This window comes from Ezakiella massiliensis (genome assembly GCF_059862345.1).
This window is the reverse complement of record NZ_JCBCEO010000009.1, coordinates 15,381-35,478: the sequence shown is the minus strand read 5'-3', so window position 1 is coordinate 35,478 and position 20,098 is coordinate 15,381. Positions and strand designations below refer to the sequence as shown.

Annotated in this window: 19 protein-coding genes and 1 pseudogene; all 20 read left to right on the top strand. The window is 29.1% G+C overall.

The annotated features are described in order from the left end of the window. Positions 1–166: 166 nt before the first annotated feature. The 20 genes and pseudogenes from AC6FXG_RS08865 to AC6FXG_RS08770 all read left to right on the top strand — a co-directional run bounded on the left by AC6FXG_RS08865 (position 167) and on the right by AC6FXG_RS08770 (position 20,044). Complete coding sequence (locus AC6FXG_RS08865; RefSeq protein ID WP_169043322.1) at positions 167–457, top strand: CD1845 family protein; 291 nt, start codon at positions 167–169, stop codon at positions 455–457. Positions 458–543: 86 nt separating this feature from the next. After that, complete coding sequence (locus AC6FXG_RS08860; protein ID WP_316285938.1) at positions 544–1,521, top strand: replication initiator protein A; 978 nt, start codon at positions 544–546, stop codon at positions 1,519–1,521. Positions 1,522–1,535: 14 nt separating this feature from the next. After that, positions 1,536–2,393: an ATP-binding protein gene (locus tag AC6FXG_RS08855; RefSeq protein WP_060803171.1), complete on the top strand. Its 858-nt coding sequence runs from the start codon at positions 1,536–1,538 to the stop codon at positions 2,391–2,393. Between the two features lie 14 nt (positions 2,394–2,407). Further along, positions 2,408–2,899 carry a PcfB family protein gene (locus AC6FXG_RS08850; RefSeq protein WP_094202864.1) on the top strand — a complete coding sequence of 164 codons (492 nt, stop codon included), beginning with the start codon at positions 2,408–2,410 and terminating at the stop codon, positions 2,897–2,899. A gap of 196 nt (positions 2,900–3,095) precedes the next feature. After that, complete coding sequence (locus AC6FXG_RS08845; protein WP_000182663.1) at positions 3,096–3,302, top strand: hypothetical protein; 207 nt, start codon at positions 3,096–3,098, stop codon at positions 3,300–3,302. Positions 3,303–3,346: 44 nt separating this feature from the next. Further along, entirely contained in the window at positions 3,347–5,149 is a 1,803-nt protein-coding gene (locus tag AC6FXG_RS08840; RefSeq protein ID WP_500572379.1) for a VirD4-like conjugal transfer protein, CD1115 family, read from the top strand. Positions 5,150–5,300: 151 nt separating this feature from the next. After that, positions 5,301–6,167 carry an Abi family protein gene (locus AC6FXG_RS08835; protein WP_500572378.1) on the top strand — a complete coding sequence of 289 codons (867 nt, stop codon included), beginning with the start codon at positions 5,301–5,303 and terminating at the stop codon, positions 6,165–6,167. Positions 6,168–6,357: 190 nt separating this feature from the next. Beyond that, entirely contained in the window at positions 6,358–6,681 is a 324-nt protein-coding gene (locus AC6FXG_RS08830) for a single-stranded DNA-binding protein (RefSeq protein ID WP_500572377.1), read from the top strand. Then, on the top strand, positions 6,682–6,897 hold the full coding sequence (locus AC6FXG_RS08825) for a Maff2 family mobile element protein (RefSeq protein ID WP_002838961.1): 216 nt from the start codon (positions 6,682–6,684) through the stop codon (positions 6,895–6,897). It begins immediately after the preceding gene. A 1-nt stretch (position 6,898) separates the two neighbouring features. Beyond that, positions 6,899–7,762, top strand: coding sequence for a VirB6/TrbL-like conjugal transfer protein, CD1112 family (locus AC6FXG_RS08820; RefSeq protein ID WP_025194490.1), 864 nt, complete (start codon positions 6,899–6,901; stop codon positions 7,760–7,762). A gap of 17 nt (positions 7,763–7,779) precedes the next feature. Beyond that, the gene (locus AC6FXG_RS08815) at positions 7,780–8,037 is read left to right on the top strand and encodes a hypothetical protein (RefSeq protein WP_000702456.1); all 258 of its coding nucleotides are present in this window, start codon (positions 7,780–7,782) and stop codon (positions 8,035–8,037) included. Next, a complete protein-coding gene (locus AC6FXG_RS08810) occupies positions 8,037–8,375 on the top strand; it encodes a PrgI family protein (RefSeq protein ID WP_002838958.1) in 339 nt (112 codons plus the stop codon). The genes AC6FXG_RS08815 and AC6FXG_RS08810 overlap by 1 nt, the downstream gene beginning before the upstream one ends. Then, the gene (locus AC6FXG_RS08805; RefSeq protein ID WP_002842316.1) at positions 8,372–10,867 is read left to right on the top strand and encodes a VirB4-like conjugal transfer ATPase, CD1110 family; all 2,496 of its coding nucleotides are present in this window, start codon (positions 8,372–8,374) and stop codon (positions 10,865–10,867) included. The genes AC6FXG_RS08810 and AC6FXG_RS08805 overlap by 4 nt, the downstream gene beginning before the upstream one ends. Continuing rightward, positions 10,839–11,804: a DNA-methyltransferase gene (locus AC6FXG_RS08800; protein ID WP_202496550.1), complete on the top strand. Its 966-nt coding sequence runs from the start codon at positions 10,839–10,841 to the stop codon at positions 11,802–11,804. Before AC6FXG_RS08805 ends, AC6FXG_RS08800 begins: the two co-directional genes overlap by 29 nt. Positions 11,805–12,428: 624 nt before the next feature. Beyond that, a pseudogene (locus tag AC6FXG_RS08795) lies at positions 12,429–14,780 on the top strand (C40 family peptidase); the annotation flags it as partial. Between the two features lie 20 nt (positions 14,781–14,800). After that, a complete protein-coding gene (locus AC6FXG_RS08790) occupies positions 14,801–15,058 on the top strand; it encodes a hypothetical protein (RefSeq protein WP_004837916.1) in 258 nt (85 codons plus the stop codon). Further along, positions 15,055–17,409, top strand: coding sequence for a leucine-rich repeat protein (locus AC6FXG_RS08785; protein ID WP_500572376.1), 2,355 nt, complete (start codon positions 15,055–15,057; stop codon positions 17,407–17,409). The genes AC6FXG_RS08790 and AC6FXG_RS08785 overlap by 4 nt, the downstream gene beginning before the upstream one ends. A gap of 15 nt (positions 17,410–17,424) precedes the next feature. Then, positions 17,425–18,303 carry a CD1107 family mobile element protein gene (locus AC6FXG_RS08780; RefSeq protein ID WP_154254035.1) on the top strand — a complete coding sequence of 293 codons (879 nt, stop codon included), beginning with the start codon at positions 17,425–17,427 and terminating at the stop codon, positions 18,301–18,303. A 315-nt stretch (positions 18,304–18,618) separates the two neighbouring features. Then, positions 18,619–19,212, top strand: a complete 594-nt coding sequence (locus AC6FXG_RS08775) for a type IV toxin-antitoxin system AbiEi family antitoxin domain-containing protein (protein ID WP_049555299.1) — start codon at positions 18,619–18,621, stop codon at positions 19,210–19,212. Then, positions 19,205–20,044, top strand: coding sequence for a nucleotidyl transferase AbiEii/AbiGii toxin family protein (locus AC6FXG_RS08770; protein WP_034545083.1), 840 nt, complete (start codon positions 19,205–19,207; stop codon positions 20,042–20,044). Before AC6FXG_RS08775 ends, AC6FXG_RS08770 begins: the two co-directional genes overlap by 8 nt. Positions 20,045–20,098 lie beyond the last annotated feature (54 nt).

Here is a 20,098-nt window from a genome sequence, read left to right as displayed (position 1 = left end):
GGGGACAGTGATATAATGATGACAGATACAATAAATCCATTAAAATCAAAGTTTAAAGGCTTCCACAAAACTTTTAAACAAGACGATTTAGGATTAAGTCTGTCATCTTTTTTATTAAATTAGCAAAAAAGAAAAGAAAACATAAGTAATAAGGATTGAAGAGAATATGATAATATTTAGAATTTTTTTCAAAATCATATTGTTTCCTATTAGTATAGCGTTAAGTATCATCACTCTATTTTTAACGTTTGTATTAGGACTTAGTACAATATTTTTTAAACTGATTTCATTTATCGCTATTATGGGATTTTTGGGATCTGTTTATCATGGAGAAAAAGCACTCGCTATAGAGGCAATTATACTAGCATATCTTTTTAGTCCTTATGGTTTACCAGTGCTAGGATATTTTATTATAGAAGTGATAGAAGAGGTGAATGAAAGAATAAAAGCAATTTAAATATAAAAATAAATAGATTAAAACGATGAAAAAGAGATAGCAAAATCAAAGCTATCTCTTTTTATATGAAAAGAAAGGGGGTTATGATGAAAGAAATAGTTAAATTTGAATACTATTATGGCAATGAAGCAGAACAATATTCATTTTTTAGGATTCCCAAAACTTTATTCACCGACCTAAATTTTAAAAAACTATCCGTAGAAGCAAAAATTCTTTATGGAATTCTACTCGATAGAATGAGCTTGTCAATTAAGAATAAATGGTTAGATGAAGAAAACAAGGTATACATCATCTATACCATAGAAGAAATTATGGAAGTATTAAACTGGGGGAGAAATAAGTCGGTCAAAGTAATGAAAGAAATTGAAGAAATAGGATTATTAGAAAAAAAGAGGTTAGGACTTGGAAAGCCAAATTTACTTTATGTAAAGAACTTTATTTACACAGAAAATAATAAAACTACAGAAGTTTCAAAAGCAAACCTCAAGAAGTTTAAAAAACAAACTTCAGGAAGTTTAGAAAACAAACCTCAAGAAGTTTCAAAAGAGGACTCTAATAATACTAATATTAATAATACTGAAACTAATAATACTGATTTTAATAATACAACCCCCATATCCCCCTTAGAAAAGCTAGGAGAAAAATCAAAAAAAACTTTGGAGGAGGAAGAATTAAAAGAAACTATAAAAAAGAATATATCTTATGAAACCTTTGAAAAAGTAAGAATAGAAGAAAAGAAACAAGTAGATGTAATGATAAATGTACTTGTAAAAGCCTTAACTAGCTTTACAAACATTAAAATAGGAGGGAGGCATATATCCAATGAAAATTTTAAAGAAAGATTTCTAAGTCTTAACTATAAACACATAGACTATGTTTTGAAATACCTAAGAGAAAATGCTCCAAAGGATATTAGAAACATTAATGCTTATCTACTGACTCTCTTATACAATGCAGATGAAAGTATTAGAAACATAGAAGTCATAAAGAGAGAAGATCAGAAAAGAGAAAACTATGACTATAGTAACGATGAGGATATTTGGAGAGAATTTTTAAATACTTGATAGGAGAGGCGCATATGGAATTAATAAAAGAAATCTTAGAACAGAAAATAAAAAATGCAGAAACAAATAGTCCATCAAAAGATGAAGAAAATAGGAGTTATATAGATCAAGAAACAGGATTAAAATATTGTGCAAAATGTAAAACACCAATTGAAAAAGAAATAGACTTCTTTGGAGAAATAAAAAAAGTTGGTATTTTATGTCAATGTAAAAAAGAAAGACAAAAATTAGAGGAAGAAAAAAGAAAAGAAAATAAAAGGCTTTTAAAAATTGAACGCTTAAAAAAAGAGTGTTTTTCTGATCCTATCCTATTAAATTGGAATTTTAAAAATATGGACAAAGATAGTGAGCATGAAAAAGTAGCAAAAAACTATGTGGAAAAATTTGATGAAATATATGAAAATAATATAGGATTAATTCTCACAGGGAATGTGGGATGTGGAAAAACATATCTTGCAAGTGCCATAGCAAATGCTTTACTAGAAAAAGAAATATCAGTCAAAATGACAAATTTTTCTGTAATTTTAAATGATATGACTAACTTTGAGATTGATAAAAGTAAGTATATAGATAACCTAAATCATAAGAAACTATTAATTATTGATGATTTTGGAATGGAAAGAGATACAGATTTTGCAGCTGAGCATATCTTTAACATAATAGATAGTAGATATAGAAGTGGGAAACCTCTAATTATAACAACAAACTTAAATATATCAGCTTTAACTAATCCTGAAACTATAAAAGATAAAAGAATTTACTCAAGGATACTTGAAATATGCAGTCCCATTATATTTACAGGAGAAAATAGAAGAATAGAAAAAATGAAGGAGAAATCAAAATTAGCCTATGAAATATTAAAAAAAGAATGAAAGTAGGTGAGTGAATGCAAAATGATGATATAAATAGCAGAACAATAGCCATAGTAAAAAAAGCGGGGATAGTTACAGCCAAGCAAGTTATAAATTTGATGAAGAAAATATTAGAAATAAATAAACATAAAACACAGACAGAACAGTCAAGACCCTTAGAAAAATTTAAAAAAGTAAAAGTAAAAGACCTTGTAAAAAAAGGTAAAGTAGAAACCTTAGAATTAAATGACATAGACTTAAAAGCATTGAAAAAAGAATTAAAAAGATATGGGGTGAAATTTTCCATAAAGAAAGATTTAGAAAATGGAAACAACATTATCTTTTTTCAAGCAAAAGATATAAAAGTAATGGAACAAGCTTTTAAAAAGACAGTCCAGAAATTTACTAAAGATAAGTCAAGAAAGAGAAAATCTGTAATAGAAAGGCTTAATAACTTCAAGGATAAAGTCAAAGATACTATTGACAGAGATAAGGTTAAACATAAGCATCAGGAACAAAGTTTATAATAAAAGCACTTGGATATATAATATATATGATGAGAAGGCATGAATAGCTTTATTGTTGAATACTATGAAAAAGAAGATGGAATCATCCAGTAGAAGAATTTCTCTTATCTATAGATAAACAATGAGAGCAGAAGCATTAGGGAAAAAACTAAAAAATACCTTTGAAAGTAAAATATAAGTATAATGGTGGTTTAAAATGACAAATAAAAGAATATGTCCCATATGTAACTCAAAGATGAAGCAACAGTTTATAGGTCTATTACATTGCAAGTGTGGTATAAGCTATCATAGAGATTTAGGATATTTTAAAAGAAATGAGAATATGATTTTTGTCTTGGAAAGAAAAAAGATAGGTAAAAAAATAAAACAAGTTCCAGTAATAAGATATAAAAAAGATAAATAAAATACTAATGGGTAGAGAAATCTACTCTTTTTTATGGAGAGGAAGTGGTTAATTCGAAAATACTAAATGAAATAATAAAAGATATAAAAAATGTTTTTAAGATAAGAGATAAGAAGAAATTTGTATTAGAAAATCTTCCTTACCTCTTATTTTTTTATATAGGAAATATCTTTGCAAGCCATGTCAACTCTTATGTAGGAGGAGATATAATAGATAGAATTCTAGTAGCTTTTAGTCAAATAGATACTTTAAACTATATTCCATCATTAAAAATAAAAAACCTGATACCCAGTCTAATTCTATCAGTAGTTATTAAGTTAATCCTTATACAGAAAAAGAAAAAAGCAAAAAAGTTTAGAGAGGGCAGAGAATATGGATCGGCAAGATGGGGAAATGAAAAAGACATTGAGCCATACATTGACAAGAAGTTTGAAAACAATGTGCTATTAACTCAAACTGAAAGACTTACCATGAACAATAGACCTAAAAATCCAAAATATGCGAGAAATAAAAATGTATTGGTAATTGGAGGTTCTGGTAGTGGTAAAACAAGGTTTTTTGTAAAGCCAAATCTCATGCAAATGCACTCTTCATATGTAGTAACCGATCCAAAAGGAACATTAGTCTTGGAATGTGGGAAAATGTTGGAAAGAAATGGATATGAGATAAAAATACTAAACACAATAAACTTTAAAAAATCCATGAGATATAATCCCTTTGCATACTTGAAAAGTGAAAAAGATATTTTGAAATTAGTACAAACAATAATTGCAAATACTAAGGGAGAAGGAGAAAAATCAACTGAGGATTTTTGGGTGAAAGCTGAAAAACTCTATTACACAGCACTTATAGGATATATCTGGTATGAAGCTCCTAAAGAAGAACAGAACTTTACAACTTTACTTGCTATGATAGATGCAAGTGAGGTAAGAGAAGAAGATGAAAATTTTAAAAATGCAGTAGACTATATGTTTGAAGCATTAGAAAAAGAAAAGCCAAATCATTTCGCAGTAAAACAATACAAGAAATACAAACTTGCAGCAGGAAAAACTGCCAAATCAATCCTTATATCCTGTGGAGCAAGGCTTGCTCCATTTGATATTCAGGAACTTAGGGACTTAATGAAAGAAGATGAACTGGAGCTTGATACACTTGGAGAAAAGAAAACAGCTTTATTCGTAATAATATCGGATACAGATGATACATTTAACTTTGTAGTATCAATAATGTACTCACAATTATTTAATCTATTATGTGATAAAGCAGATGATGAATATGGCGGAAGACTTCCTGTTCATGTGAGATGCCTACTTGATGAATTCGCAAATATCGGCTTAATTCCTAAATTTGAAAAGCTGATAGCAACTATTAGAAGTAGAGAAATATCAGCAAGTATAATACTGCAAGCACAATCTCAATTAAAAGCAATCTATAAAGACCATGCAGATACAATAGTTGGTAACTGCGACTCTACACTCTTTTTAGGAGGAAAAGAAAAAACAACAGTAAAAGAATTATCAGAAACCTTAGGAAAAGAAACCATAGACCTATATAACACATCAGAAACAAGGTCAAATCAAAAGAGTTTTGGACTAAATTATCAAAAAACTGGTAAGGAACTTATGAGTCAAGATGAAATAACTGTAATGGATGGTGGTAAGTGTATATACCAACTAAGAGGAGTAAGACCTTTCTTGTCTGATAAATTTGATATTACAAAGCATAAGAATTACAAGTTGTTGGAAGATTATGATAAGAGAAATATATTTGACATAGAGAAATACCTACAGAGAAAAGATGAGGTTAAGTTAAAAGAGAGTATGGTAGTTGAAATATTAGATGAATAAATTTAAAATTAGAAGTAAGATAGCTATTTAGGAAAGATTAAAAGGAAATACTTGACAAAAAATATTTTATAACATATAATAATGTCAACAGCACCCGACACGCCTCTTAACAATGCGGACCAAGTCGGGTCATTTGATTTTAGGAGAAAAAATGAAAAAAATCCACCAAGAACCGATTAGTATAGAAAATCAAGTAAAAAACTTAATAGACTTAGGACTTTTAGTAAAAGATAAAACTTATGCTAAGAAAATTCTTGGAAGAATATCCTATTACAGGCTGATTAAAGCTTATAGTGTCACATTAAAAAAAGATGGAAGATATATATCAGGAATAAGTTTTGAAGATATTGTAAGTTTATATAAATTTGATAGAGAACTTAGACAACTCATATTTGAAATAATAGAACATATTGAAGTTTCTTTAAGAGCAGTTATCACAAACTATTTTTCTTTAAAATATGGGAATTTTGGTTACAAAGATTTGTCAAATGTGGGAAAATATAAAAACAGATATAAAGAAGCATTAAATGATTTAGAAAGAGAAACAAAAAGAAATAGACGCTCACCCTTTATAAAAAACTTTAAAGACAATTATGAAGGTGGAGAAATTCCACTCTATGCAGTGATAGAAGTAGCGAGTTTTGGAACCTTATCTAAAATGTATAAGAATATGAAAAATGAAGATAAAAGTAAAATTGCAAAAGTCTTTCATACAGAATACCATTACTTTGAATCTTGGATAGAAAATTTTGCCTATATAAGAAATATATGTGCCCATTATGGCAGGCTATATGGAGCAAAGCTTACAAAATCACCAAAGCTATATAAAGAATATTTAAAAAATAATATTTCAAACAATACAATATTTGCTACATTAGTTAATCTTAAAATAGTTTCTGAAGAAGAAAATTACAAAAATTTTTATCATGATCTAACAGCACTAATAGCAAGATATGAAAATATTGAATTAAGACATGTTGGCTTTATAGAAAACTGGAAAGAATTACTAAAACCATAAAATTAAATAGAGAAATTTACACCGAAAAAAACATTTCGGTGTTTTTTTATGCCCAAAGGAGGAAGAATGAAATATATACGAGATGAGCCGAAAAAATAAGATACAGAGAAAAATGAAATATTAATGAATTAGAAGTAGAAGCGATAGAGAAAACTATCGCTTTTTTTATGGAATAAAGGAGATAGAACAAATGGAAAGAGAAATGCTAAATATTAATGGAAATCTAGTAGGAGAAATAAAAACAACTGCAATAGATACAAAGGAAGGAGAAAAAGAGGTAGCTAACTTCACAATAGTTAGAAAGAACAAAGAAGAAGGAAAGGTTAAAAAAGAATATATCTACTGTAATCTCTACGGGGAAAAGGCAAAAAGTGTGAAGGAATTTAAAAGTGGAGAATACATCCATATTTTTGGATATTTTAAGGAAACAAAAAAAGAAGACAAGATATTTAAAAATTTTATAGTAAAGCACATAAATAAAATTAAAAAAGAAGAAAAAGAGGAGGAAATATAAATGGAATTTTTTACACAAGCAGTAAATGTATTAAAAATATTAGTTACAGCAATTGGTGCAGGGCTTGGAGCATGGGGTGTTATCAACCTGATGGAAGGTTATGGGAATGACAACCCTGGTGCTAAATCTCAAGGCATTAAGCAGCTTATGGCTGGAGGGGGAATTGTACTCATAGGTTTAAAACTAATACCGCTATTAGCAAACGTGTTAAAATAAAATGTTTAATATAGTAGATAAGATCAAAGAGTTTTTTTCGGAGATACTTATTGATATGATCAAGGAAAATTTAAGCGGAATGCTCCTTGATATAAATGACAAAGTATCAACGATAGCAAATGAGGTAGGAAAGACTCCGAGTGGATGGAACTCGGAGGTTTTCCACTTCATAAAGTCTATTTCAGAAAATGTTATACTTCCCATAGCAGGTCTTATCATAACGGCTGTACTATGTATTGAATTAATTCAAATGGTAATGAACAAAAATAATATGCATGACACAGATACCTTTGATTTTTTTAAATATATGATAAAAATGTGGATAGCAGTATGGCTTGTATCTCATGCTTTTGACTTTTCTATGGCAGTATTTGATGTGGCACAGAATTTAATAGGAAAGGCAGCAGGTGTAGCAAATGCTAGTGCAAAAGTTTCTCCAGGTGATATAGCTAATATGGTAGATAGCCTAAAAGGAGAGTCAATAGGAAAATTAATGACTATAGTATTAGAGACAGCCATTGTAAAGATGATAATTCAAGGGATATCAATACTCATTACAGTTATTCTATACGGCAGGATGATAGAAATATATATTTATACTTCAGTTTGCGCCATACCTTTTGCCACAATGGGTAATAAAGAATGGGGAAGTATTGGAACAAACTATATAAGAGGGCTCTTCGCACTTGGCTTGCAAGGTTTATTCTTACTTATATGCGTAGGAATTTATGCCGTACTTGTTAAGACTTTAAATATATCAGACATACACAAAAGTATTTTTGAATTACTAGGATACACATTAATACTTGGGATAACTATGATGAAATCAGGAAGTATTGCAAAATCAATTTTAAATGCTCATTAATAAAAAAGGAGAAGATGATGAAAATTAGAAGAAAAAAGGACAAAAAAATTAATTTAAAAACACTTGGAACAATAGGACTCCCAATACTTTTAATAGGGGGATATATTACAAGAGAAATACAAAATAGAATGATTATAAGAAAAACATTGGAAGTTTTAGATAATAGAGAAGAAACGAATGAAAAAGTCTTAGAAATAGCAGTGAATATGGGAAAATCATTAGAAGATTTGAACAGAGAAGATATATATGGCTTTTACTTAGAGGGTTTAGAATAATGGCTTATGTAAATGTCCCAAAGGACTTAACAAAAGTAAAAACAAAGGTAGCTCTAAATCTAACAAAAAGACAATTAATTGGCTTTACAATTGCAGGTCTAATAGGCTTTCCAGTATATTTAATGGTAAAAAAAGTGCTGCCTAATGACCTATCTATGTTAATCATGATAGGTGTGTCTTTTCCTATAATATTTGCAACTCTTTATGAAAAGGACGGGATCTATTTTGAAAAATATTTAAAGTATATTATAGATAAGAAAAGACAGACAAGTATAAGGATATACAAGACAGAATGTATTTATGATATAAAGAAACAAAGAAAGGAAAGGAGTAAATGAATCAAATACAGAAAAAACAACAGAAAAAATTAAATCAAGAAAAAAGAAATTTAAAAAAACAAAAAGAAGATTTAAAAAGCATTAGTATAAGTCAAAAAAAGATGAAAAAAGCAAATATTTCTAAAGAAAAAGGAAAGCCCAAAAAGAAGCTTTCCTTTTTTGGTGGGAAGAAGAAAAAGAGCGTTCAGGAAACAATCCCTTATTTAAGAATGTTGAGAAATGGGATTTGCCAAGTTGAGAAGAACAAATTTAATAAAATGATACGTTTTTTAGATATTAACTACCAGCTTTCAACAGAAGAAGATAAGGAAAGTATATTTAATGAATTTTCAAGTTTTTTAAACTATTTTGATCCAAGTGTTGATATAGAACTTTCATATATTAATCGCATAGGAAAAAATGAAGAAGTAGAAAAAAACATCAATGTTCCGGATAGAAACGATTCATATAATGAAATACGAAAAGAGTACAGGGAAATGCTAAAAAATCAGAGTCAAAAAGGAAATAATGGACTTACTAAATATATGTATATCACCTTTAGCTTACAAGCACAAGATTTAAAAGAGGCAACTACAAGACTTGAAAGAATGGAAATGGATATATTAAATAACTTTAAGCAGATGGGAGTAAAAGCTTATGTATTAAGTGGATATGAAAGGTTAAAGGTTATTCACGATATATTAAATCCGAATAAGAATTTTGTTTTTTCCTTTGAAGACCTAAAATATAGTGGACTATCTACTAAGGATTATATAGTACCAGCATCATTTAACTTTTCATCTCACAATCAATTTAAAATTGGAGAATACTTTGGAGAAGTAAACTTTCTACAAATTCTAGCACCTGAATTATCAGATAGATTATTATCAGAATTTTTAGGAGTTGAAGAAAATATGATTGTAACATTTCATATAAATTCCATTGATCAAACAGAAGCTATAAAGATGATTAAAAGAAAAATAACAGACTTGGATAAAATGAAAATTGAAGAAAATAAGAAGGCTATAAGATCAGGATATGACATTGATATTCTTCCAAGCGATTTAATTACCTACGGTAATGATGCTAAGAAACTATTAGTAGAACTTCAAAATCATAATGAGAGAATGTTTGTCATAACTATTTTGTTTACAAATATGGAAAAAAGTAGAAAGAAATTGAGTAATATAATCTTTCAACTAAATTCAATAGCAGGTAGACATAATTGTGTATTGAAAAATCTTAACTATAGACAGGAACAAGGACTAATTTCTTCCCTGCCACTTGGAAAAAATGAAATCGAAATAAAAAGAGGACTTACAACTAGCTCTACAGCAGTCTTTATTCCTTTTACAACAGAAGAGTTGTGCTTAGAAGGAGAGAGCTTATATTACGGATTAAATGCTTTAAGTCGTAATATCATTATGACAGATAGAAAGCTTTTAAAGAATCCAAACGGTTTAATACTTGGAACACCGGGTAGCGGTAAATCTTTTTCAGCTAAAAGAGAAATTACCAATGCTTTTTTAATCACACAAGATGACATCATTATCTGTGATCCGGAAGGGGAGTATGGAAATTTAACTAAGGCACTAGGTGGAGAAGTTATAAAAATATCGCCAACAAGTAAGGATTATATAAACCCGTTGGATATAAATGTAGACTATGCCGATGAAGACAATCCCTTATCTTTAAAGTCTGACTTTATTCTTTCACTGTTTGAACTTGTAGTAGGAAAGGAAGGGTTAAGTGCAGAAGAAACTTCAGTAATTGATAGATGCCTTCCAATATTATATAAGAATTACTTCGACAATCCTATTCCTGAAAATATGCCAATTTTAGAAGATTTATATAATTTACTTTTAAAACAAGAAGAAAAGGTAGGGAAAAAATTAGCAGTAGAAATGGAAATTTATGTCAAAGGTAGTCTTAATGTATTTAACCATAGGACTAATGTAGATACAGGCAATAGAATTCTTTGCTATGACATTAAGGAATTAGGAAAGCAACTTAGAAAAATAGGTATGTTAATTGTTCAAGATCAAGTATGGAACAGAGTAACTATTAATAGGAATAAGAAGGAAACCAGATATTACTGTGACGAATTCCATTTGCTTTTAAGAGAAGAACAAACAGCCTCATATTCCATAGAAATCTGGAAAAGATTTAGAAAATGGGGTGGGATTCCAACAGGATTAACACAAAATGTAAAGGACCTTTTAGCCAGTCCTGAAATAGAAAATATATTTGATAACACAGATTTTATCTTAATGCTTAATCAAGCTAGTGGTGATAGGGAAATTTTAGCGAACAAGTTAAATATATCTCTTTATCAGTTATCCTACGTAACAAATTCCAATGAGGGAGAGGGATTACTATTCTACGGAAACACAATAGTACCTTTTGTAGATAGATTCCCTAAAGATACAAAATTGTATAAGTTAATGACAACTAAACCAGAAGAATTAAAGGAAGGGATAGAAATTGATAGACAGAGAGAAGTTAAAAACTAACTATATTATTAATTTAGATGCAATTTCTGCTCTAAAGGAATTTCCAGATAAAACATTTGATTGCTGTATTACATCTCCTCCATATTATGGACTTAGAGATTATAAAGCAGAAGGACAAATTGGAAGAGAAGAAAGTCCGGAGGAATATTTAAATAAATTAATTGAAGTCTTTAGAGAAGTAAAAAGAGTATTAAAAAAAGAAGGAACACTTTGGATAGTTATTGGAGATTCTTATGCAGGCACAAGAAGCAAAAAAGAATATAAAGATCCTAAAAACATAGAAGGAAGAAGTGGTCAAAAAGAGTCTATTACAGAAAAACTCAGTGGCTACAAGGCAAAAGACTTAATGGGGATACCTTGGCAACTAGCTTTAAAATTAAGAGAGGATGGTTGGTATTTAAGAAGTGATATTATTTGGCATAAGGAAAATGCCATGCCTGAGTCTTGTAGAGATAGACCATCAAGATCCTATGAACATATCTTCCTACTATCAAAAGCAAGAAAGTATTTCTATAACTTTGACGCTATGAAAGAACCAATAAAAGAAATAAGCAAGAAAAGATATATGAGGGCAAGAGGAAAAAACAATAAGTATTTACAAGAAGGTACAGGAGCTAAAATACAGAGCATAAATGAAGCAAGAGAGTATGGAGAATATATAGGAGATAATGTCCCTAAGTTTAGAAACAATAGAGATATTTGGACTATTAACACCAGTGCGTTTAAAGGAAAACACTATGCGGTATTTCCACCAAAACTGGTAGAACTTTGTATAAAAGCAGGATGTCCTAAAAAAGGCTTAATTCTTGATCCCTTTATGGGTTCAGGAACTGTTGGAATGGTAGCTATTAGGATGGACAGAGAATATATTGGAATTGACATAAACAAAGACTACTGTCAAATAGCTAAAGAAAGGATAGAGAAAAATATGAAATAGGAGGTATATATGAAAAAGAAAGGGAAAGTAAACCCAAGAGATGTACCAAAGACCAAACTTATATCAGAAAAGAAAGAAGAAAGCAATGAAAAATTCAGTAGTACAGAGAGAAAATCAGATTTTTCAAAAAAAGAAATTAATAAAGTAAAAAGCAGGAATAACATAGACAATAATGATGAAAACTCTAAGTATTATTCATCTCATTTGCAAGAAAATAGTCAGGATTTACTCAACGAAAAAGATAAGTCAAATAGAGGAAGAAGACAAAGAAAAAACCATGAGGAAAAATTTGCAGAAGCCTCCTATCATAATGAATATCAGCCAGAATATTCGCAACAGCAGCATAGAAAAATGGAAGAAAATGAGGAAAGTAGATATGGTGAATATTACGGGCAAGAAACAGAATACAGGCTAAGTAACTTTAAAGAAGATTTTAATGATAGACCAAATTCAACTAGCTCTAATTTAAAAAGTAGCACTTCTCCCCAAAAAAATTACAAGGGGAATAGTAATTTAAAATGGAAGAAAAACGTTGAGAGTGAAAGTTTTAATGGAGTGCAAGAGAAAAAAATAAGGAGATTTAGAAAAGAAGAAGATAAGGATTTTAATATAGAGGTAAGTTCAACATATGATCCCTTATCGCAGGACTCAGATAATGATGGTGTCATAGATCGCTATGACATGAACTTTAGTGATAGCAATGTATCATATAGGGACACAAGAGATGACTATAAGTATTTACCATCTTCTGATGTGCAAAGAAAAAATTGGGATGGTTATTCTATTCTTGGTGAGAAAGGGAAAGAAAGCTTTCAAAAAAACACCTTTAAAAAACTTTATCAATCTCAAAGTCAGTTTAAGGATAAAGGGGAAAAAGTAGAATTAAAATCTTTAAATGGGAAGTTTAGAAGAAAATATCTATCATATAAGGCAAATGAAGAAGATAAAAAAATAATTCAAGACCTGAATACTAATAAAAAACAAAATAGCAAATATTTCAAAGGCAAAGTTAGAAATTTAGAAGAAAAAGATATGCTAATGGGTAAGGTTTCTAGTGGGAAATTTAGACAGGATAGCCTATCTGAAGGATTCAAAAGTGAATCTGAAAAAAATAAAGATAAATATAATATAAATAAAAAGAATCAAGAAAAAATAGGCACGAAAAAAGAAATCTTCAAACAGGAAAAAAACGTAATAAAAAATGAGAATCTTGAAGTAGATGAACTTGATTTAAATCATAGTGGAATTTCTAATAAAAACAAGGGAAAGAAAAGACAAATAAAAGACGCTTTTGATAATACTATAAAGAAAAGCAACTTTGATCCAAAGAAAGAATACACCAGGACAAAAAAAGAAGTACAGGATTCTAAAAATGTATCTGAAGAAAATAAGGTAGATACAAAAAATAAAACTAAATTCCATTCTAAAAAAGATAACAAAAGTGAAAAAGATAAGTTTTATAAAAAGGAAGATAAAATATCAAAACTATATGAGAAAAAGAATAAAAAAGAAAAAGAGTTAATTAAGTATAAGAAAAAGTCAAAAAAAGCGGGTTTAGAAAAACCTATTACTTTTGCGAGTGCTATGACGGCAAACTATCTATATAGTGGGAAAGATGATAATGCAGGTGTTAACGCTGCTTATAAGCTTAGTAGAACTACCGAAGTTGTAGGTAGAGAAATTAGCCATTTTAGAAGAAAAAAACCTTTAAAAACTCAAAGAAAAATAAAATCTTTAGAAGGAAAAATTTATAAGAAAGAAAGTAAACTTCTATTTCAAAGAAATTTTGAAGAATTGAAGAAGACTAAAGCTTATCAAAACTCTAATAAACTGAATCGATTTTTTATGAAAAAGAAGTTTCAGAGAGATTTTAGGAAGAAACACGGGGAAGGTTTAGTAAATAGAGTAAAGAAATCTTTCGCTAATATTGGAAAGAAAACATTGGAAGCTTTAAAAAACAAAGGATATAAGCAAATTTTAATTGCCCTTTGTATTTTAGGACTTTTTTTTATGCTATTTCAAGGAATTAGCAATGTTGGCAGTCTTACTTCAGGATTAACAAGTAATGTTATAGCTACAAGCTATCTATCAAAAGAAGAAGTTTTAATGGATATTAACAATGAATTTACAAGTTATGAATATGCCTTACAAGATGAAATAGATAGTATTAAAGAAAATTATCCAAATTATGATGAATATCATATAAAAGGAGATTCTGTTGGTCATGACCTACACGAGCTTTTTAGCTATTTAACAGCAAGATATGGAGAGATTAAGTCAGCTGAAGAGATACAAAAGGAATTAAAAAAGCTATTTAATCAAATGTATGAGAAAAAATATACTTCAAAGTCTATTACAAAATATGACAGTGAAGGAAATCCATACACCTATAGAATTCTAACATTAACTATAAAAAAGAAAAGTATTGATGAAATAGCAAGAGAAGAATTTGCAAACTATGAAACAAATATGGCTCATTATTTAGCATTACTTGATAGTCAGGGAAATATGAGTGGATATTTTGGATCAAGCTATGGGAACTTGGGAGAGATTATAGACAATCCAAACTTTGGAAATCCCGGTCTTGCTTTTGATTCTGAAACTGCCAAAGCCTTATTTAATGAAGCAGAAAAACATATAGGTAAAAGATATGTGTTTGGAGCAAGTGGACCATCTAACTTTGACTGTTCAGGTTTTGTATGTTGGTCATTTACAAAGTCTGGTGTAAAGAGAATGCCAAGAACTACAGCTTGGCTTATTTATAAAAACTATTGTAATCCAATATCTCCAAGCGAGGCAAAACCTGGGGATATTATTTTCTTTAAAGGCACATATAATTCCGGTACGCCAATTTCTCACGTAGGGATATATGCCGGAAATGGAATGATGCTCCATGCAGGAGATCCTATCCAATATACCAGTATAAACTCAAGATATTGGAAAAATCACTTTTATTCCTTTGGTAGACCAAAATAAGGGGGAAGGAGTAAAAATCTATGAATAAAAAATTAATCAGAAACATAGAAAAACAGAAGAATTTAAGAAAGAAAAAAGAAGAAATTGAAATAGAACTTCAGTTATTAGTAGAGGAACAAGAAGAAATAGAAAATTTAGAGGTCATCAAGGAATTTCGAAGTCAAAAAATATCTCTTGATGAATTTTTATTTATTGTTAGAAAAAATAAGGAAGAAGAAAATAGAGAAAGACAAGAACTTAAAAGAAAAGATACAAATGAAAGTGAGGAAAATTTATGAAAAAAATAACAAGTGGAATTTTAGCTGTGATAATGCTACTTGTAAGTCTAGTGAATATAGTGGCTGTAAGTCCTGTATATGCAAGTACAGATTATAAGGTAGAGTGGACGGAAGATGATTTTATGTATTCCTCTGAGGGAAATATAATTGCCTTTAGTGATAAGGGCTTAGAAAAGAAAGAAAAGACAAATGTTCTAGTATTTCCTGAAGGAACAAAATCTATAAATGGAAATTATTCTTTAAGTCATTTAAACGATGAACTTAGATATAAAAGAGAATTTGGACGTGGCAAACATTGGGATAAAGTAATTATTCCTGATTCTGTTAAGCATTTAGGCTATGCTGCCTTTTACGATGCAAGTATAGACGAGGTAAAACTATCAAATAGGCTAACTTATCTTGGTGGTTTAGCATTTTTTAATTGTGGACTTAGAGAAGTGACTTTACCTGATACTTTGGTAAATATTGAACATAATGCTTTTGAAAGAAATAACCTTCAAGAAATAACTATACCGAAGTCTGTAAAGACAATTGAACAATACGCTTTTTCAAGAAATAAATTGCACACTATAAAAGTTTTAGGCAATCCAAACATTAACAGTAAAGGAGTATTCCATAATCAAGATGTTGAATATAGACCAAAACAAAATCCATTTTACGAAAATCATTTTGGTTTCAACGGAAATCAAGGATTCAAATCTATTCCTAATGGATTAAGGTTTGAAAATGGAGAGTTTGTCTTTGATAAGAACGTAGATAGTGTAGAACTTGAATTTGATTATAACAATGATATGTATCAAGGGAAGATGACTATATACAATCCAAATAAATATTCCATTGATACTCAAACAGATTTGACAGGACAAGATATTGATGAAAAGGACAATAAGATTGATGATTTAACTAAAAACATTAAGGATTTAGAAAATCAGATCAAAGACTTAAATGATAAGAAACAAGAAGACCAAACAAAGATAGATGAATTAAAGGAAAAGTTAGAATCTTGCAAAGATAATGGAGAGAAACTAAAACAAGAAAAAGCTAAGCTAGAAGAAGAGATTAGAGATAAAGACAATAAGATTGCTCAATTGAATAAAGAAATTGAGGATCTTAAAAATTCTAACAATGATGAACTAATAGCAGAAATTACTCAGCTTAAAGATGAACTAAAAAGATTACAAGATGAAAATGCAAAACTAAAAGAAGATTATTCATCTACAAAATGGGAGTTAGAAGCTGAGAAAGAAAAGACCGATAAAAACGAAAATAAAATCAAAGAAATGCAAGAAAAGCTTGAGTCTTTAGAAGAGGAACTTGAAAAGAAGACTAAGGAAATTGAGGATAAAGACAATAGAATTAAGGACTTAGAAAAAGCTCTTGATGAAAAAGATACTAAGATAAAAAACTTAGAGGATAAAAAGAAAGAAACAGAAAATTCTAAGTCGGAATGTTGTAAGAGAATTGAAGAGCTTCAAAAGACTATTGATAGTTTAAAAGAATCTTCTGAAAATACAAAAAAAGAATTAGAAGAGAAGATTAAAGAACTAGAAGAAAAACAAAAAGCTTCTGAAGAAGAAATTAAAAAGCTAAAAGAAGAATTAGATAAGAAAATTGAAGAAGCAAAGAAGTTAATCGAGGAAGCAAATAAAAAAGCTAAAAAAGAACTTGAGAAACAAGCTAAAGATGAAAAAGATAAAAATCTAAACCAAGACCTATCTAAGAAATTAGATGAACTTCTAAAACTCCAAAAAGAAAACAAAGAGAAGAAAGAAGATAAGAAATCTCAAGATAAGAAGTGGGACGAACTTTTGAAAGCTGATGATAAGAATATCCTAAATCAATTTGATCTTAACAAGATGAAAGAGAACGATAAACAACAAGGTAAAAAACAAGTTAAAGATGAAAAAGAATTTGCAGTTTTCCAAGTAGACAAAAACTTTTATAACATTATAAAAGATGGAAAGAAAACCACTGTGTATATGGATGTAAAAGCATATATCAAGGATAATCGCATTATGCTACCTGTTAGATATGCAGCCTATACTCTTGGGTTTAATGTAGAATATGATGATAGTAAGAGAGAGGCTATCTTTTCAAATAAAGAAAATACAGCCTTACCTAAAAAAACTCTAAGATTAAATATAGATACTGGTGTTATGAAAGATAGTCAAGGAAACATTTATCATTCTGACACTAAACCTGTAATTATAAATGGAAGAATTCACGCATCTATTTCCAATATAGCTAAAGCTTTTAATGCAAGCTGTGGGGATATAAGAGATGAAAAAGATCAAAGTATAGAATGGGATAATAGCAGAAAGGCAGTTTATGTCTTCAAGAATATAAAGTAAGAAAAGGAGAGAATTATGAAGAAAAAAAGATTAGGGGTAGCCTTAGTGCTACTCCTTTTACTATTCAGTATGCCAAGCATATCCATAGCTAAGAGCAATGAAAATGAAATAAAAAATCAGTCAAATGATATTTATTTGCCAGAAAAAAGTAAAGAATTAGAAAGCTTATTTGATGAAGATGTATATAAACCATCCAATGAGAGTCAAAAAATTCCTTATCAGGAAGTGCCGAAAATACAAGAAAATAACATAAAAAATGAGCAAGTAGATAAAAAAGAAAAGCCATCTAAGCTTGTTAAAGGTGGCAATACTAAAGCAATTAATCCATTAGCCACAAAAGAAAATAAGGCAAGAGGAACAGTTATAGAAAATGTAGATAAAAATGGACAGGATATTACACCGAAAGTAGAAGATCAAACATCAAGAGATGAAAAAAAGGAAAATCCAATAGATGTTAGACAATTTTTAACCTTTCAAACAAAGAGTGGAAAAACTATGCACCTCATTGTAGATCATTCGGAAAATCAAGAAAATGTACAATTACTAACAGAAGTTGGAGAACAAGATCTACTAAATATGATTGAAGGAGAAAGTGAAGTAAAGCCAAAAGAAGAAGTAGTGAAAAAAGAAGAACCGGTGGAGGAAAAACCGAAGAAAGAGGAGAAAGAAGAAAAGAAATCAGGGATAGGACTTTATTTATTTATGGGTTTAATTATTGTTGGTGTAATGGGTGCAGGATATTACTTCAAAATCTATAAAAAAAATGAAGAAGCAAGTTTTGAAGATGAGCAAGATTATAATGAACTAGAAGATGATTATGAATCTGAAGGGGAGGATTATGATCTTGAAGATAAGGAAGATACAGAAATTATTCCAGATGAAGATGAATTTTAATCTTCTCAATGATTTAAGCGTTAGATTAAGAACAACAATAAACTCAATTATCGTGTAAATTTATAAACATACGATAGAAAAGTACAATTAGAATTCTAGAACTTTAATAAAAAAACGACGAACAAAACAACACCCAAACTTAACATATAAAAGGGAAGCTAAGTAGAAATGATTGATTGTATAATTAAGAATTCGATGATATGAAATTTCTTGATAAATTTTGAAATAAATTGGGATAGGAATTTAAAGCTTTGTTGCATACACACTCACAAAAGTATATAATATAAGTGTAAATACAACAAGGAGATGAATATAATGAATTATAGAAAGCAAATTGAAATACATCTAAAAAAATCAGGTGGCATTATAACATCTGCTTATTGCAGAGAAAATAACATACCTACAGTATATTTAAGTAGACTAGCAAAAGAAGGAAAATTGTTTAGAGTTCAAAAAGGAATATATATTATTGAAGATGGTGATTTCGATGAGTACTATTTTTTCCAATATCAGTATAGAAAGGCGATATTTTCCTATGAGACAGCTTTATTTCTACTTGGGGTAACGGACAAAATTCCATGGAGAATAGATGTTACAGTATACAATGGATATAAATTTAATGAGAAACAAAATACGCTTAATATCAATTATGTAAAAAAATCTATTTATAATCTAGGAATTATACAGAAAAAGACAATGTTTGGAAACATTGTGAATGTTTACTCCTACGAAAGAATACTTTGTGATTTTATTTCCAACAAAGAAAAAATGGATACTGAAGTTTATGTAAAACTCATTCGTTCTTATTTTAAATATAAGGATAAGGATATACATTCTCTATATGAAATAGCAAGAAAAATGGGAATAGAAGATAAAGTAAGGGAAGTTATGGAGGTGGTATATGAATAAAGCAAAGTTAACCGCCATTTGTCATAATATAAGCAAAGAATCAGGACTCCCATTTAATTCAGTAATGTTATATTATTTTTTGGAAAGCATATTAAAAAAATTAGCACAGAGTAAGTATCATGAAAAATTTATTTTTAAAGGAGGTTTTCTTTTATCTAATGTAGTAGGCATAGATTCAAGAAGTACAGTAGATATAGATCTTCTTTTAAGAAATATGCATTTATCAGAAGAAAATGTATTAAAAGTAATACAAGAATTACTAGAAGCAAGTCATTCAGATGATATATCCTATAAAGTACATGGAATAAGTACAATCAAGGAAGATGACCAGTATGGAGGGTTTCGTGTAAGTATACTTTGTAGGATGGAGAATATAAGACAAATTGTACCTCTTGATATTGCAACAGGTGATGTTATCACACCACATCCCATAGATTATAAATATATAAGTGCTTTTGGGCAAGAAGATATTTTAATTAAAGCCTATCCTATTGAAACAATTGTGGCAGAAAAAATTCAAACAATATACTCTAGGGGGTTTTTAAATAGCAGAAGTAAGGATTACTATGATCTTTATATAATTTATAAATTAAAAGATAAAGAAATTGATACCAAGATATTAAAAGAAGCATGTATTAGAACTTTTGATTATAGAAAAACGGAATTTGATATAGATAAAATCATCAGTTTAATGAGAATGTTAAAAACAGATCAAGCTTTTTTAGATAGATGGAATTCTTATTCGAAGAAAAATCTTTATGCTAGGGACATAAAGTTTGAAGATGTAATAGATAATGGAATAAATATTATAGAAAAAATAAAAAATCAGTAGAGCTATAAAAAGATGAGGGATTGAAAATTTAATCTCTCATTTTTTTATTAAAAA